Genomic DNA, 12,374 nt, shown 5'->3' with positions numbered 1-12,374 from the left:
GGTCCCGGATAACGGCTACGCCAGGTCAATGGCGAAATAGTCTTTGGCGTTGTCGAAGCAGATGTTTTTCACCATCCCGCCCAGCAGCGCGATATCGGCCGGCGCTTCGCCGTCCGTCACCCAGCGGCCGATCATCTGGCAAAGGATGCGGCGGAAGTATTCATGGCGCGTATACGACAGGAAGCTGCGACTGTCGGTCAGCATGCCGACGAAGCGGCTCAGCAGCCCGAGTTGCGCCAGCTGCGTCATTTGGCGCTGCATGCCGTCCTTCTGATCGTTGAACCACCAGCCGGAGCCAAACTGCATCTTGCCCGGCGTGCCTTCCCCCTGGAAATTGCCGATCATGGTACCGATCACTTCGTTATCGCGCGGGTTGAGGCAATAGAGAATGGTTTTCGGCAGGCCGCCCTGCCGCGCCTGGGCATCCAGCAGCCGCGACAGCGGCTCCGCCAGCGGCCGATCGTTGATCGAGTCGAAGCCGATATCCGGCCCGACGGCGGCCAACATGCGGCTGTTGTTATTGCGCAGCGCGCCGATGTGATATTGCTGCACCCAGCCGCGGCGCCGGTATTCGCCGGCCAGGAACAGCAGCACCGCGCTTTTGAACTGCGCGCTCTGTTCCGGCGTCGGTAGCTCGCCGTTCAGGCGACGCAGCAGGATCGCATCCAGCGTCGCTTCATCGGCCTCGCCGAACACCACCACGTCCAGCGCATGGTCGGCCACCTTGCAACCGTGGGCGGCGAAGTGATCCATACGCTTGTGCAGGGCGTCGCACAGCATGCTGAAACGGCCGATGGCGGTGTCCGCCGCCGCCTCCAGCTGCCGCAGATAGTCATTGAAGCCGGGCGCATCGATGGCGAAGGCCTTGTCTGGCCGCCAGCTCGGCAACACCTTGATATCGAAGCTGTGATCGTCGGCGATCGCCCGATGGTGGCGCAGATCGTCAATCGGATCGTCAGTGGTACCGACCATTTTCACGTTCATCTGCCGCATGATGCCGCGCGCGCGAAACTCATCCTGCGCCAGCAGCGCATTGCCGCGCTGCCAGATCTCATCCGCCGTGCTCGGCGACAGCAGCGTCCCGGTGATGCCGAACGGCCGGCGCAGCTCCAGGTGCGTCCAGTGATAGAGCGGGTTGCCGATGGTGTGCGGCACCGTGGCGGCCCAGGCGTCGAATTTCTCGCGATCGCCCGCATCGCCGGTGCACAGCCGCTCTGCCACGCCGTTGGTGCGCATCGCCCGCCATTTGTAGTGATCGCCCCGCAGCCAGATATCGTACAGGTTGCTGAAGCGGGTATTCTCCGCAATCTGCTGCGGCGGCAAATGGCAGTGGTAGTCGAAAATCGGCTGCTGCGCCGCGTAGTCATGGTACAAACGCCGGGCAAATTCGCTGTCCAGCAGGAAATCTTCGCTCAAAAACGTCGCCATCTCGGGCTCCTTACCTTACTTGCCGTGCGGCACAGGGATCGAATCACAAAAGTTATCACACCAATTTTAGCAAGCGTCCAGCAAATTTTTCCCGCCATCTGCCGTTTTGCTGTCCTCCAATCCCTTTTTCGCTCGTTTTTACGGCAAGCGTGCGGCATAAACGCCCTATTTCACCGGCGACAGTATCGCTCAGGCGAATAATTCCTTTTGTGATATCACTCAACTTTTAAACCTGTATGACAGGTTATTGTCTCGCCAGCCGCATCGCCGGCCATACCTTCAAACGGGGAGACATTTCGGATGCGTAAAATTAAAGGGTTACGCTGGTACATGATCGGGCTGGTGACCGTCGGCACCGTGCTGGGTTACCTGACCCGCAACGCCATCGCCGTGGCGGCGCCGACGCTGGAAGATACGCTGCACATCACCACCCAACAGTATTCCTATATCGTCGCCGCCTATTCCGCCTGCTACACCGTGATGCAGCCGGTGGCGGGCTATGTGTTGGACGTGCTCGGCACCAAGGTCGGTTACGCCATGTTCGCCATTCTTTGGGCGGTGTTCTGTATGGGCACCGCGCTGGCCAACAGCTGGGGCGGGCTGGCGTTGGCGCGCGGCGCGGTCGGCATGGCCGAGGCGGCGATGATCCCCGCCGGGCTGAAGGCCAGCAGCGAGTGGTTTCCGGCCAAAGAGCGTTCGATCGCCGTCGGCTATTTCAACGTCGGTTCGTCGATCGGCGGCATGATCGCCCCGCCGCTGGTGGTCTGGGCCATCGTGGCGCACAGCTGGGAGATGGCGTTCATCATCACCGGCGTGCTGAGCCTGATCTGGGCCATCTGCTGGCTGCTGTTCTACAAGCACCCGAAAGATCAGAAGAAACTGAGCCAGGAAGAGCGACGTTACATCCTCGAAGGCCAGGAAGCGCAGCACCAGACCTCAAACGCCAAAAAGATGTCCGCCTGGCAGATCGTGCGCAACCGCCAGTTCTGGGGCATCGCGCTGCCGCGCTTTCTGGCGGAACCGGCCTGGGGCACCTTCAACGCCTGGATCCCGCTGTTCATGTTCAAGGCCTACGGCTTTAATCTGAAAGAGATCGCCATGTTCGCCTGGATGCCGATGCTGTTCGCCGATCTCGGCTGCATCGTCGGCGGCTACCTGCCGCCGCTGTTCCAGAAGTATTTCAAGGTCAATCTGATCGTCTCGCGCAAGCTGGTGGTGACGATGGGGGCGGTGTTGATGATCGGCCCCGGCATGATCGGCCTGTTCACCAGCCCTTACGCGGCTATCGCGCTGCTGTGCGTCGGCGGCTTCGCCCATCAGGCGCTGTCCGGCGCGCTGATCACCCTCTCTTCCGACGTGTTCGGCCGCAATGAGGTGGCGACCGCCAACGGCCTGACCGGCATGGCGGCCTGGACCGCCAGCACGCTGTTCGCCCTGGTGGTCGGCGCCCTGGCGGACACCCTCGGCTTCAGTCCGCTGTTCGCCGCGCTGTCGGTCTTCGACATTCTCGGCGCCATCGTCATCTGGACGGTGTTGCAAAACCGCCCGGCCGCCGAACCTCAACCCGCCACGCTGCAACCGTCCCCGGCGCGCAGCTGATCCCGCCGCCCGGCCGCCGGGCCGGGCCTTTTGCTCCTCTGGCAGCGGTGCCGAATAAGTGGTATAACAAATCCGATGGCCACGCGCCCCCTCCCACCGCACCGTATAGAGCATTCACTATGGAATTCACCGAAACCAGACGCCTGTATCAGCAACTGGCCGCCGAGCTTAAGCAACGTATCGAAAGCGGCCGCTACCCGGTAGGCGACAAGCTGCCGGCCGAGCGATACATCGCCGAAGAGATGAATGTCAGCCGCACCGTGGTGCGCGAAGCGATCATCATGCTGGAAGTGGAAGGCTATGTGGACGTGCGCAAGGGATCCGGGATCCACGTGGTGTCCAACCAGCAAAAACACCTGGTGGTGCCGGGCGACAGCATCGAGTTCGCCACCGCGGGCCCGTTTGAGCTGCTGCAGGCGCGCCAGCTGATCGAAAGCAACATCGCCGAATTCGCCGCCACCCAGGTGACCAAACAAGATATCGTGCAGCTGATGGAGATCCAGGAGCACGCCCGCAAAGAGGATCGCTTCCGCGACTCGCAGTGGGATCTGAAGTTCCACGTGCAGGTGGCGCTGGCCACCCAGAACACCGCCATGGCCACCATCGTAGAAAAAATGTGGGTGCAGCGGGTCAACAACCCTTACTGGAAGAAACTGCACGAGCATATCGACGAACGTTCGATCGCCAGCTGGTGCGACGATCACGATCAGATCCTCAAGGCACTGATGCGCAAAGATCCTTACGCCGCTAAACTGGCGATGTGGCAGCACCTGGAAAACACCAAGCAGATGCTGTTTAACGCCACCAGCGACGACTTCGAATACAACGCCGACCGCTACCTGTTCGCCGAGAATCCGGTGGTGCATCTGGATGGCGTGAGCCACGAGCCGAAATAGCCCCGGCGGTCAAAAACCGTCGGCTTATGTCAGGTAATGTAAAATCCGCTGAATCGATGCCGGAACCGCCGTTTGCCGTGTACTATTTCACCGTCGGCAACGTAGATTTCCCTGTTGCCAATCGTGCTATTTTGGTAGAGTTAGCCCACTTTTTTACCCATTGCTGCGGGGGCGGGACGCGAATAAATGCGCTGGTTGTTTGCCATGCTGATTGCTGTTTTCTGCTGGACCGGTTCGGTCTCCGGCCAACAGCTATGCGTGGCGTCACCCAAGCCAACCCCCAGCGCGCTGAGCAGCCTGCCGCTGCTGGCGGAGCCGGCGCTTTCCCCCTATGATCATGTGTATCGGGCGCCGGCCGAAGCGCGCCGCAAAGCCCCCGGCAAGTTGCCGCTGCTGCTGCCCAGAGCGCACTCTTTCCCCGGTTCGCTGCTCGCGTCCTCCCTGACGGCACCGGTCTATACCCTGGCCGCAGAGCCGGGCTACCGAATTCGTTTCCCCCGCCAGGACACCCCGGCCCCCAACCGGCTTGCCCAGGTCGACTGGACGCTGGACGCCTCCAGGCAACAGAGCCGGCAGGCCGGCTGGAAAGAAAGCAACATGCAGTACCGTGGCACGCTGACTTACCACCTATGACCGGTGTCGCACCGCTTAGAAACCTTAAAGCAACGCCGTTTCATCGTTATCAGCATTCAGGATCGCCGCGCGCTTTCAGCCCACGCCCGCTCCGCCGCTGAGATAAAAATAAACAATGACGTTTTAGGAACACCGGATGGATATCATTAAAGAACTGATACATGCCTTGTGGCAGCAGGATTTTGAGACGCTGGCGAACCCTTCGTTGGTGTGGACCCTCTACATTCTGCTGTTCATGATCCTGTTTTTGGAAAACGGCCTGCTGCCGGCCGCTTTCCTGCCGGGCGACAGCCTGCTGATCCTGGTTGGCGTGCTGATCGCCAAAGGCACCATGGGCTTCCCGCTGACCATCGTCATCCTGACCGTCGCCGCCAGCCTGGGGTGCTGGGTCAGCTATATACAGGGCCGATGGCTCGGCAATACGCGAACGGTGCAAGGCTGGCTTTCGCACCTGCCGGCCCACTACCATCAGCGCGCTCACAACCTGTTCCACCGTCACGGGCTTTCCGCCCTGCTGGTCGGCCGCTTCCTGGCCTTCGTGCGCACCCTGCTGCCGACCATCGCCGGCCTGTCCGGCCTGAGCAACGCGCGCTTCCAGTTCTTCAACTGGATGAGCGGCCTGCTGTGGGTCTTGATCCTGACGACGCTGGGCTTCGCGCTGGGGAAAACCCCGGTGTTCCGCAAGTATGAAGATCAGCTGATGTTCTGCCTGATGATGTTGCCGCTGGTGTTGCTGGTGGTCGGGCTGGTCGGCTCGCTGATCGTGCTGTGGCGCAAAAAACGCGCCGGCAGCCAGAACCCGGGGAAAGGGGCGTGACAGCAAAGCGCCCGCGCTGGCAATACGTCTTGATGATCGCGCTCGCCCTGCTGGCGTTGGCGACGCTGTTGGTGCCCTGCATGGTGCGCACCGAGAGCGAGCTGCGCATTCGCGCCAGCCAGCAAGGGCTGTCGCTGCCCGATGGTTTTTACGTCTATCAGCGCCTGGATGAGCGCGGCATCCGCATCAAAAGCATTACGCCGGAAGGCGATGGCCTGGTCATCCGTCTGGATTCGCCGGAGCAGCAATTGCTGGCGCGCGAAGCGCTGCAAACCATCCTGCCGCCCGGTTACCACATCGCGTTGAGCGAGTCCCCCGTGCCGTCGCACTGGGTACGCGAATTTGCGCGTTCCCCACTCAATCTGGGATAATCCCCTTCATATGAAGGGGTTTCCTTTCATTGCCATTATCTTCATTTTCATTCGCATCGATTAGCTCAAGAATTAATCAGTCGGCACTGAGTCACGGCTGATTCTTTGGGGGCACGCCGGTTTCATGACTATGCTGAAGGGTAACTTCAGCCGGCGATGAACGCCCTCCTCTCGCGCTGCCGCCTTCGGCAGTCAGGAAAGCGGATGCCTGTTCAGGCATCCCATGAAAAGGAACTGAAAGATGAAATTACGCCACTCACTGTTACTGCTGTTGCCACTCTGCACGCTGCCGGCGCTCGCTTCGGCCGCTGAGGGCGGCTGCGCCGCCAAAGCGCAAGACATCCAGCAGCAAATCGACTACGCCACCCAACACGGCAACACCCACCGCGTGGACGGGCTGAAAAAAGCGCTGAGCGAAGTACAGACTCACTGTACCGAAGCCGGCCTGCAGGCCGAACGCCAGAAAAATATCGCGGAGAAGCAGCGCAAGGTCGACGAGCGCCGACAGGAACTGAAAGAAGCGCAGCAAACCGGCAAGCTGGACAAGGTCGCCAAGAAGCAGCAAAAGCTGGCGGAAGCGCAGGCTGAGCTGAAACGCGCCCAGGCGGAATAATTTTTTTACACCAGCGGATTTATCGATGAGAGCCCCATCACACGGGATTTCTTAAGCATATGGAATTGATGCCTGGTGTTATCTGCTGGCCATCACCCCTTTGCTCCGGCGAAAAAATCCGCTATGTTAAAAGTCTGTCGAAATAAACGTTAAGGAATAATCACATGGCACATGATTCAAATGCAGAAAACTTACGCGCTGAACTGAAGTCCTTAGCCGATACGCTGGAGGAAGTGCTGAACTCCTCCACCGATAAGCCGAAAGCCGAGCTGGAGAAGCTGCGTTCGAAAGCGGAAGGCGCGCTGAAAGAGAGCCGCGCTCGCCTGAGCGACGCCGGTGACAAGCTGGCTTCGCAAACCAAACAGATCGCCGGTCAGGCCGACGACTACGTGCGCGACAACCCGTGGACCGGCATCGGTATCGGCGCGGCGGTCGGCGTCGTGCTGGGCGTGCTGCTCGCGCGTCGTTAATCATGGCTGAACAACCGCAAGTGCGCGCGCAGGGCCCCGCTAAAGGGGTCCTGGATATCGGTCAGCGCATCATCACGATCCTGGTCGGCATGGTGGAAACCCGTGTCCGGCTGGCGGTGGTCGAGCTGGAAGAGGAGAAAGCCAACCTCATTCAGCTGCTGATCATGGCCGGTATGACGCTGCTGTTCACCGCCTTCGGTTTGATGAGCCTGCTGATCCTGATCTTCTGGGCCATCGATCCGGTCTACCGGCTGGTGGCGCTGGGCGCCACGACCGGCGTGCTGCTGTTCCTGGCCGTGGTCGGCACCATCTGGACGCTGGTCAAGGCCCGTCGCACCACGCTGCTCGGCGCCACGCGCAAGCAGCTGGAACTCGACCGCGCCGAACTGGAGCGCGAGCCATGAGCCGCCGCCGCTACCTGGAATGGAAAAAAGAGAGGCTGATTCGCCAGATCCAGCAGCAACGCCTGGATCTGGCCGAACACAAGTCTCTGTGGTTGGAGAGAACCGAACGCATCGACCGCGGCTGGCAGACGGTGTTTGGCCTGCGCCGCTATCTGGTGCTCGGTTCCAGCGTCATGGCGCTGTACGGCATTCGCCACCCCAGCAAGATGATCCGCTGGTCGCGCCGCGCTTTCGGTGCCTGGAGCGCTATCCGCCTGTTTAAAAAAACCTTCTCCGCCAAGTAAGCCCCACGCCTTTCCTTCAAACATCCTGTTGCTCCGCCCTCGTTTTCCCCCTAAAACAGCGCTGCTTATCCCGAGGGCCGGGCAACCTGCTGACAAGCGTCAGTTTATTAGCACGCTAAAGATTCAGATTTTTTGAAAAATTACGACAGTTTTACTTGCTAACAACCTGAGCACTTCCCGCTTAACATTCACTCCATCAATACGATATGGGCCGGACAGGGTGAGAGACCCGATATACCGCCCGTTGATATGACTACCGCCGAACAGGCGCACAAAAACACTTTGGAGTAGATGATGAAAAAATTAGAAGATACAGGTTTGCTGGTTGCTCGTATTCTGATGCCAATCCTGTTTATCGTGGCAGGCTACGGCAAAATGGGTGACGCTTATGCCGGTACCCAACAGTACATGCAATCGATGGGCGTGCCTGGCTTCTTGCTGCCGCTGACCATCCTGCTGGAATTTGGCGGCGGTCTGGCGATCCTGTTCGGTTTCCTGACCCGCACCGTAGCGCTGTTCACTGCCGGCTTCACCATTCTGACCGCGCTGCTGTTCCACACTGACTTTGCGGAAGGCGTAAACCAGCTGATGTTCATGAAAAACCTGACCATCGCCGGCGGCTTCATCGTGTTGGCAGTTGCAGGCCCGGGTGGCTTCAGCATCGACCGTCTTCTGAACAAGAAATGGTAATCTAAACTGTCATTCAGGGCCCGGCATGCCGGGCCCTGTCGCTTTTCACTCGGACACCAAGGAGATTCCCATGGGACAACTCGTCGATGGCGTTTGGCAAGACATCTGGTATGACACGAAATCTACCGGCGGCCGTTTCAAACGTTCAACCGCTCAGTTTCGCAATTGGGTGACCGCCGACGGTCAGCCGGGCGAACACGGCGCAGGCGGCTTCCAGGCCGAAGCGGGCCGTTATCACCTGTATGTTTCTCTCGCCTGCCCCTGGGCGCACCGCACGCTGCTGATGCGCAAACTGAAGGGGCTGGAGCAGATCATTCCGGTCTCGGTGGTGCACCCGCTGATGCTGGAAAACGGCTGGACCTTCGGCCAGGATTTTCCTGAAACCACCGGCGATCCGTTGTATCACGCCGACTTCCTGTATCAGATCTACCTGCAGGCCGATCCGCACTACAGCGGGCGCGTGACCGTGCCGGTACTGTGGGATAAACAGCGGCAAACCATCGTCAGCAACGAATCCGCCGACATCATCCGCATGTTCAACAGCGCGTTTGACGGCGTGGGCGCCCGCGCGGGCGATTACTACCCGGCCGAGCTGCGCGGCAAAATCGATGAGCTGAACGGTTGGATTTACGATCAGGTGAACAACGGCGTGTACAAGGCCGGTTTCGCCACCAGCCAGGACGCGTATGACGAAGCGGTCAACGGGGTCTTCAACGCGCTGGAGCGCCTGGAGCAGATCCTGGGGCAGCACCGCTACCTGACCGGCGATCGGCTGACCGAAGCCGACCTGCGTCTGTGGACCACGCTGGTGCGCTTCGATCCGGTGTACGTCACCCACTTCAAGTGCGATAAACACCGTATCAGCGACTACCTGAACCTGTACGGTTTCCTGCGCGACATCTACCAGATGCCGGGCATCGCCGACACGGTCAGCCTGCCGCACATTCGCAACCACTACTACCGCAGCCACGCCACCATCAACCCGCACGGCATCATTTCCATCGGGCCGGCGCAGGATCTGGACGAGCCGCACGGCCGCGATCGGCTCTTCGGCTAAGACAAAAAAATCCCCTTGCCGCCCGGCAAGGGGATGTCATCCCACCGACGTTAGCGCTGCGCGAACAGGCGCGGAATTTCGCGCAGGAACCAGGCTTTCGCCTCCCCCATGCTGTCGCGCCGCCAGGCCATGATGATATCGGCTTCGCGGCTGTATTCCGGCCCCACCACGCGCAGCCGCCCGGCCTCGATGTCTTTCTCCACCATCGGATATGGCATGGTCGCCACCCCCAGCCCGGCCAGCAGCGCCAGACGCTTGTCTTCGATGGTGCTCACCGTCAGACGCTGCTGCTTATCCAGCAGCTGCACGGTCAACACCGGGCGCTCGCGGGCGGTATCCGCCACCGCGATGCCGCGGTACTTCACGCGGGTCACCTCGGACAACGGCTCCGGCTCCTGGTGGATAGGATGATCCGGCGCGGCGACATAAACGCTCATTACCTTGTACAGTTTGCGGGTGTTGATCTCCGACGACGCGCGAAAATGCATGTCCGGCGCGATCACGATGTCGGCGCGGCCCTGCTCCAACCGCTCCCAGGCGCCCGCCAGCACCTCGGTGAAAATCGACACCTGGGTATTGGCCTTCAGCGCCAGCTTGTCCACCAGCGGAAACAGCAGGCTCGGCGGCGACAGCGCTTCGCTGACGATGGTCAGGTGGGTTTCCCAACCGCGCGCCAGCGCCTCGGCGTCGGTGGTCAGCTTGTCGGCCGCTTCCAGCAGCACCCGCCCGCGCTCCAGCAACATGCGCCCCACGTTGGTGAACTTGGTGCGGTGGCCCGAACGGTCGAACAGCACCACGTCCAATTCTTCTTCCAATTTTTGCATGGTGTAGCTGAGCGCCGACGGCACCCGGCCCAATTCGTCGGCGGCCGCGGCGAAGCTACCGCGCCGGTCGATCGCGTCCATCACTCTCAGCGCCTCAAGCGTGAGCGCCCGATCTCTGGCCATCACATCCCTCTGTCAGGAAATTTGAATATGCCGACCAGATTAACTGGCTAACAATCCGACGTCCAGATGCTTACCATTTGGATAATGAATTTAGAGAGCCGATTGCCATGATTACATGCAGAACAGCACAACAATGCGGGCAAGCTGACTTTGGTTGGCTGCAGGCTCGCTACACCTTTTCCTTTGGTCACTACTTCGATCCCAAACTGATGGGCTATGCGTCGCTGCGGGTGCTGAATCAGGAGGTGCTGGCGCCGGGCGCGTCGTTCCAGCCGCGCACCTATCCCAGCGTGGATATCCTGAACCTGATCCTGCAGGGCGAGGCGGAATACCGCGACAGCGACGGCAACGCCGCGCGCGCCAAAGCCGGCGAAGCGCTGCTGCTGGCCACCCAGCCGGGCCTGAGCTACAGCGAACAGAACGTCAGCAGCGATACGCCGCTGACCCGCCTGCAGCTGTGGCTGGACGCCTGCCCGGAACGCAACAACGAGCGGGTGCAGCGCCTGACGCTGCCGGCGGCGGGCAACCTGCTGCTGGCCTCACCGGACGGCGCGCAGGGCAGCCTGCAGCTGCGCCAGCAGGTCTGGATCCACCATCTCGATCTGCAGCCGGGCGAAGAACAAACGCTGACGATTAACGGGCCGCGCGCCTATTTGCAGTCGATTCACGGCACCATCGCCGCCACCGGCGAACGCCACGAAGCGCAGCGCCTGACCTGCGGCGACGGTGCCTTCGTGCGCGAGGAGAATCGCCTGACGATCCGCGCCGAGACGCCGCTGCGCGCGCTGCTGATAGACCTGCCGGTGTAAGCCGGCCGGAAAACGAAAAACCCCGCGCAACTGACGTTGCGCGGGGTTTTCTTTTGTCGAGGGAGTTGACCGGTAAGCCGGGTTCTGTCGTGGACAGTCATTCCTCTAGGCCAGCAATCGCTCACTGGCTCAAGCAGCCTACCCGGGTTCAGTACGGGCCGTACCATGTGAACCCCTATTTGGCCTTGCTCCGGGTGGAGTTTACCGTGCCACGAACTGTTGCCAGCCGCGCGGTGCGCTCTTACCGCACCCTTTCACCCTTACCTGATCCCACTTGCGCGGGCCATCGGCGGTTTGCTCTCTGTTGCACTAGTCGTAGGCTTGCGCCTCCCAGGCGTTACCTGGCACCCTGCCCTATGGAGCCCGGACTTTCCTCCCCTCCATCTGTCTCCCCGAAGAGGACGGCAATGAAGCGGCGACTGTCTGGTCAACTCCGGCGCGGATAGTAGCGTCGCGGCGGCGGCAGGTCAACCGCTTTACGGCTGTTGTTGCTCCAGCGCGTGCTTATACAGCGCATTTTTCTTCACGCCGTGGATTTCCGCCGCCAGCGCCGCCGCCTTTTTCAGCGGCAGCTCTTTTTGCAGCAGCGCCAGCGTGCGCAGCGCCTCGAGCGGCAGCGCATCCTCCTGCGCTTTGTGGCCTTCGACGATCAGCACCATCTCGCCGCGGCGGCGCACTTCATCTTCCTGCACCCACGCCAGCAGTTCGCCCACCGGTGCGCCGTGGATAGATTCCCAGGTTTTGGTCAGCTCGCGCGCCAGCACCACATAGCGCTGCGGGCCCCAGACGGTGACCATGTCCTGCAGGCTTTCCAGCAGGCGGTGAGTGGATTCGTAGAAAATCAGCGTGCGCGGTTCCTCCGCCAGCGCCATCAGCGTATCCTTGCGCCCCTTGGTTTTCGCCGGCAGGAAGCCTTCGTAGCAGAAGCGGTCAGAAGCGACGCCCGCTGCGCACAGCGCGGTGGTAGCGGCGCAGGCGCCCGGCAGCGGCACCACGCGAATGCCGGCCTCGCGGCAGCGGCGCACCAGGTGATAACCGGGATCGTTGATCAGCGGCGTGCCGGCGTCGGACACCAGCGCGATGCTCTGGCCTTCCTGCAGTTTCGCCAGCAGCTGATCGGCTTTTTGCTGTTCGTTGTGGTCATGCAGCGCGAACAGACGCGCGTTGATCGCGAAGTGTTGCAGCAGCAATCCGGTATGGCGCGTGTCTTCCGCCGCGATCAGATCAACGCTTTTCAGTACCTCTAACGCCCGGTGAGTGATATCGCCCAAATTGCCGATGGGGGTGGGCACCACATACAGCGTTGATGCAGAAATGACTGATTGTTGGTGTTGATTCATTGTTTCATCCGGGTTG

At 61.0% G+C, this 12,374-nt stretch carries 16 protein-coding genes and 1 other RNA gene; 12 read left to right on the top strand and 5 right to left on the bottom strand.

Annotated elements, in window-relative coordinates; all coding sequences use genetic code 11:
- Positions 1 to 15: 15 nt before the first annotated feature.
- The gene (uxaC, locus tag WCL58_RS11960) at positions 16 to 1,428 is read right to left on the bottom strand and encodes a glucuronate isomerase (protein ID WP_060424706.1); all 1,413 of its coding nucleotides are present in this window, start codon (positions 1,426 to 1,428) and stop codon (positions 16 to 18) included.
- Between the two features lie 55 nt (positions 1,429 to 1,483).
- On the bottom strand, positions 1,484 to 1,651 hold the full coding sequence (locus WCL58_RS11955; RefSeq protein WP_185741756.1) for a hypothetical protein: 168 nt from the start codon (positions 1,649 to 1,651) through the stop codon (positions 1,484 to 1,486).
- 77 nt (positions 1,652 to 1,728) lie between these two features.
- Between WCL58_RS11955 and WCL58_RS11950 the strand changes: the two genes are divergently transcribed.
- The 11 genes from WCL58_RS11950 (at position 1,729) to WCL58_RS11900 (ending at position 9,262) form a co-directional block, all read left to right on the top strand.
- Positions 1,729 to 3,027, top strand: a complete 1,299-nt coding sequence (locus WCL58_RS11950) for an MFS transporter (RefSeq protein ID WP_070915401.1) — start codon at positions 1,729 to 1,731, stop codon at positions 3,025 to 3,027.
- Between the two features lie 119 nt (positions 3,028 to 3,146).
- Complete coding sequence (gene exuR / locus WCL58_RS11945; protein WP_033636102.1) at positions 3,147 to 3,923, top strand: transcriptional regulator ExuR; 777 nt, start codon at positions 3,147 to 3,149, stop codon at positions 3,921 to 3,923.
- Positions 3,924 to 4,109: 186 nt separating this feature from the next.
- Positions 4,110 to 4,556, top strand: coding sequence for a hypothetical protein (locus WCL58_RS11940; protein WP_060424701.1), 447 nt, complete (start codon positions 4,110 to 4,112; stop codon positions 4,554 to 4,556).
- A gap of 136 nt (positions 4,557 to 4,692) precedes the next feature.
- Positions 4,693 to 5,373 carry a DedA family protein gene (locus WCL58_RS11935; protein ID WP_049198505.1) on the top strand — a complete coding sequence of 227 codons (681 nt, stop codon included), beginning with the start codon at positions 4,693 to 4,695 and terminating at the stop codon, positions 5,371 to 5,373.
- Positions 5,370 to 5,744: an EnvZ/OmpR regulon moderator MzrA gene (mzrA, locus tag WCL58_RS11930; protein ID WP_004937130.1), complete on the top strand. Its 375-nt coding sequence runs from the start codon at positions 5,370 to 5,372 to the stop codon at positions 5,742 to 5,744. The genes WCL58_RS11935 and mzrA overlap by 4 nt, the downstream gene beginning before the upstream one ends.
- A 241-nt stretch (positions 5,745 to 5,985) precedes the next feature.
- Positions 5,986 to 6,357 carry a DUF1090 domain-containing protein gene (locus WCL58_RS11925; RefSeq protein WP_033636105.1) on the top strand — a complete coding sequence of 124 codons (372 nt, stop codon included), beginning with the start codon at positions 5,986 to 5,988 and terminating at the stop codon, positions 6,355 to 6,357.
- A 164-nt stretch (positions 6,358 to 6,521) separates the two neighbouring features.
- Positions 6,522 to 6,827 carry a DUF883 family protein gene (locus WCL58_RS11920; protein WP_060424699.1) on the top strand — a complete coding sequence of 102 codons (306 nt, stop codon included), beginning with the start codon at positions 6,522 to 6,524 and terminating at the stop codon, positions 6,825 to 6,827.
- 2 nt (positions 6,828 to 6,829) lie between these two features.
- Positions 6,830 to 7,231, top strand: coding sequence for a phage holin family protein (locus WCL58_RS11915; protein WP_015379160.1), 402 nt, complete (start codon positions 6,830 to 6,832; stop codon positions 7,229 to 7,231).
- Complete coding sequence (locus WCL58_RS11910; protein ID WP_197808378.1) at positions 7,228 to 7,515, top strand: YqjK family protein; 288 nt, start codon at positions 7,228 to 7,230, stop codon at positions 7,513 to 7,515. Before WCL58_RS11915 ends, WCL58_RS11910 begins: the two co-directional genes overlap by 4 nt.
- 294 nt (positions 7,516 to 7,809) lie before the next feature.
- Entirely contained in the window at positions 7,810 to 8,205 is a 396-nt protein-coding gene (locus WCL58_RS11905) for a DoxX family protein (RefSeq protein ID WP_004937119.1), read from the top strand.
- A 70-nt stretch (positions 8,206 to 8,275) separates the two neighbouring features.
- Complete coding sequence (locus WCL58_RS11900) at positions 8,276 to 9,262, top strand: glutathione S-transferase family protein (protein ID WP_180547826.1); 987 nt, start codon at positions 8,276 to 8,278, stop codon at positions 9,260 to 9,262.
- A 50-nt stretch (positions 9,263 to 9,312) separates the two neighbouring features.
- Here WCL58_RS11900 and WCL58_RS11895 read toward each other — a convergent pair whose 3' ends face one another.
- The gene (locus WCL58_RS11895) at positions 9,313 to 10,209 is read right to left on the bottom strand and encodes a LysR family transcriptional regulator (RefSeq protein ID WP_004937113.1); all 897 of its coding nucleotides are present in this window, start codon (positions 10,207 to 10,209) and stop codon (positions 9,313 to 9,315) included.
- A 107-nt stretch (positions 10,210 to 10,316) separates the two neighbouring features.
- Here WCL58_RS11895 and WCL58_RS11890 point away from each other — a divergent pair, with 107 nt between their 5' ends.
- Complete coding sequence (locus tag WCL58_RS11890; protein ID WP_060424694.1) at positions 10,317 to 11,018, top strand: pirin family protein; 702 nt, start codon at positions 10,317 to 10,319, stop codon at positions 11,016 to 11,018.
- A 57-nt stretch (positions 11,019 to 11,075) separates the two neighbouring features.
- Here WCL58_RS11890 and rnpB read toward each other — a convergent pair.
- Both rnpB and rsmI read right to left on the bottom strand, forming a co-directional pair.
- An RNA gene (rnpB, locus tag WCL58_RS11885) (RNase P RNA component class A) lies at positions 11,076 to 11,453 on the bottom strand.
- 41 nt (positions 11,454 to 11,494) lie between these two features.
- On the bottom strand, positions 11,495 to 12,358 hold the full coding sequence (rsmI, locus tag WCL58_RS11880) for a 16S rRNA (cytidine(1402)-2'-O)-methyltransferase (RefSeq protein ID WP_004937108.1): 864 nt from the start codon (positions 12,356 to 12,358) through the stop codon (positions 11,495 to 11,497).
- Positions 12,359 to 12,374: the final 16 nt, after the last annotated feature.

The organism is Serratia sp. TMDUHS_CL, from assembly GCF_037137105.1.
Taxonomy (GTDB): domain Bacteria; phylum Pseudomonadota; class Gammaproteobacteria; order Enterobacterales; family Enterobacteriaceae; genus Serratia; species Serratia nevei.
Note: the sequence above shows the minus strand (reverse complement) of the source record. Positions and strands in the feature narration are given on the sequence as shown.

Excerpts from the sequence above, each read along its gene's own strand:
- uxaC (WP_060424706.1), bottom strand. The coding sequence starts at position 1,428 with ATGGCGACGTTTTTGAGCGAAGATTTCCTGCTGGACAGCGAATTTGCC.
- WCL58_RS11950 (WP_070915401.1), top strand. The coding sequence starts at position 1,729 with ATGCGTAAAATTAAAGGGTTACGCTGGTACATGATCGGGCTGGTGACC.
- exuR (WP_033636102.1), top strand. The coding sequence starts at position 3,147 with ATGGAATTCACCGAAACCAGACGCCTGTATCAGCAACTGGCCGCCGAG.
- WCL58_RS11940 (WP_060424701.1), top strand. The coding sequence starts at position 4,110 with ATGCGCTGGTTGTTTGCCATGCTGATTGCTGTTTTCTGCTGGACCGGT.
- WCL58_RS11935 (WP_049198505.1), top strand. The coding sequence starts at position 4,693 with ATGGATATCATTAAAGAACTGATACATGCCTTGTGGCAGCAGGATTTT.
- WCL58_RS11925 (WP_033636105.1), top strand. The coding sequence starts at position 5,986 with ATGAAATTACGCCACTCACTGTTACTGCTGTTGCCACTCTGCACGCTG.
- WCL58_RS11920 (WP_060424699.1), top strand. The coding sequence starts at position 6,522 with ATGGCACATGATTCAAATGCAGAAAACTTACGCGCTGAACTGAAGTCC.
- WCL58_RS11915 (WP_015379160.1), top strand. The coding sequence starts at position 6,830 with ATGGCTGAACAACCGCAAGTGCGCGCGCAGGGCCCCGCTAAAGGGGTC.
- WCL58_RS11910 (WP_197808378.1), top strand. The coding sequence starts at position 7,228 with ATGAGCCGCCGCCGCTACCTGGAATGGAAAAAAGAGAGGCTGATTCGC.
- WCL58_RS11905 (WP_004937119.1), top strand. The coding sequence starts at position 7,810 with ATGAAAAAATTAGAAGATACAGGTTTGCTGGTTGCTCGTATTCTGATG.
- WCL58_RS11900 (WP_180547826.1), top strand. The coding sequence starts at position 8,276 with ATGGGACAACTCGTCGATGGCGTTTGGCAAGACATCTGGTATGACACG.
- WCL58_RS11895 (WP_004937113.1), bottom strand. The coding sequence starts at position 10,209 with ATGGCCAGAGATCGGGCGCTCACGCTTGAGGCGCTGAGAGTGATGGAC.
- WCL58_RS11890 (WP_060424694.1), top strand. The coding sequence starts at position 10,317 with ATGATTACATGCAGAACAGCACAACAATGCGGGCAAGCTGACTTTGGT.
- rsmI (WP_004937108.1), bottom strand. The coding sequence starts at position 12,358 with ATGAATCAACACCAACAATCAGTCATTTCTGCATCAACGCTGTATGTG.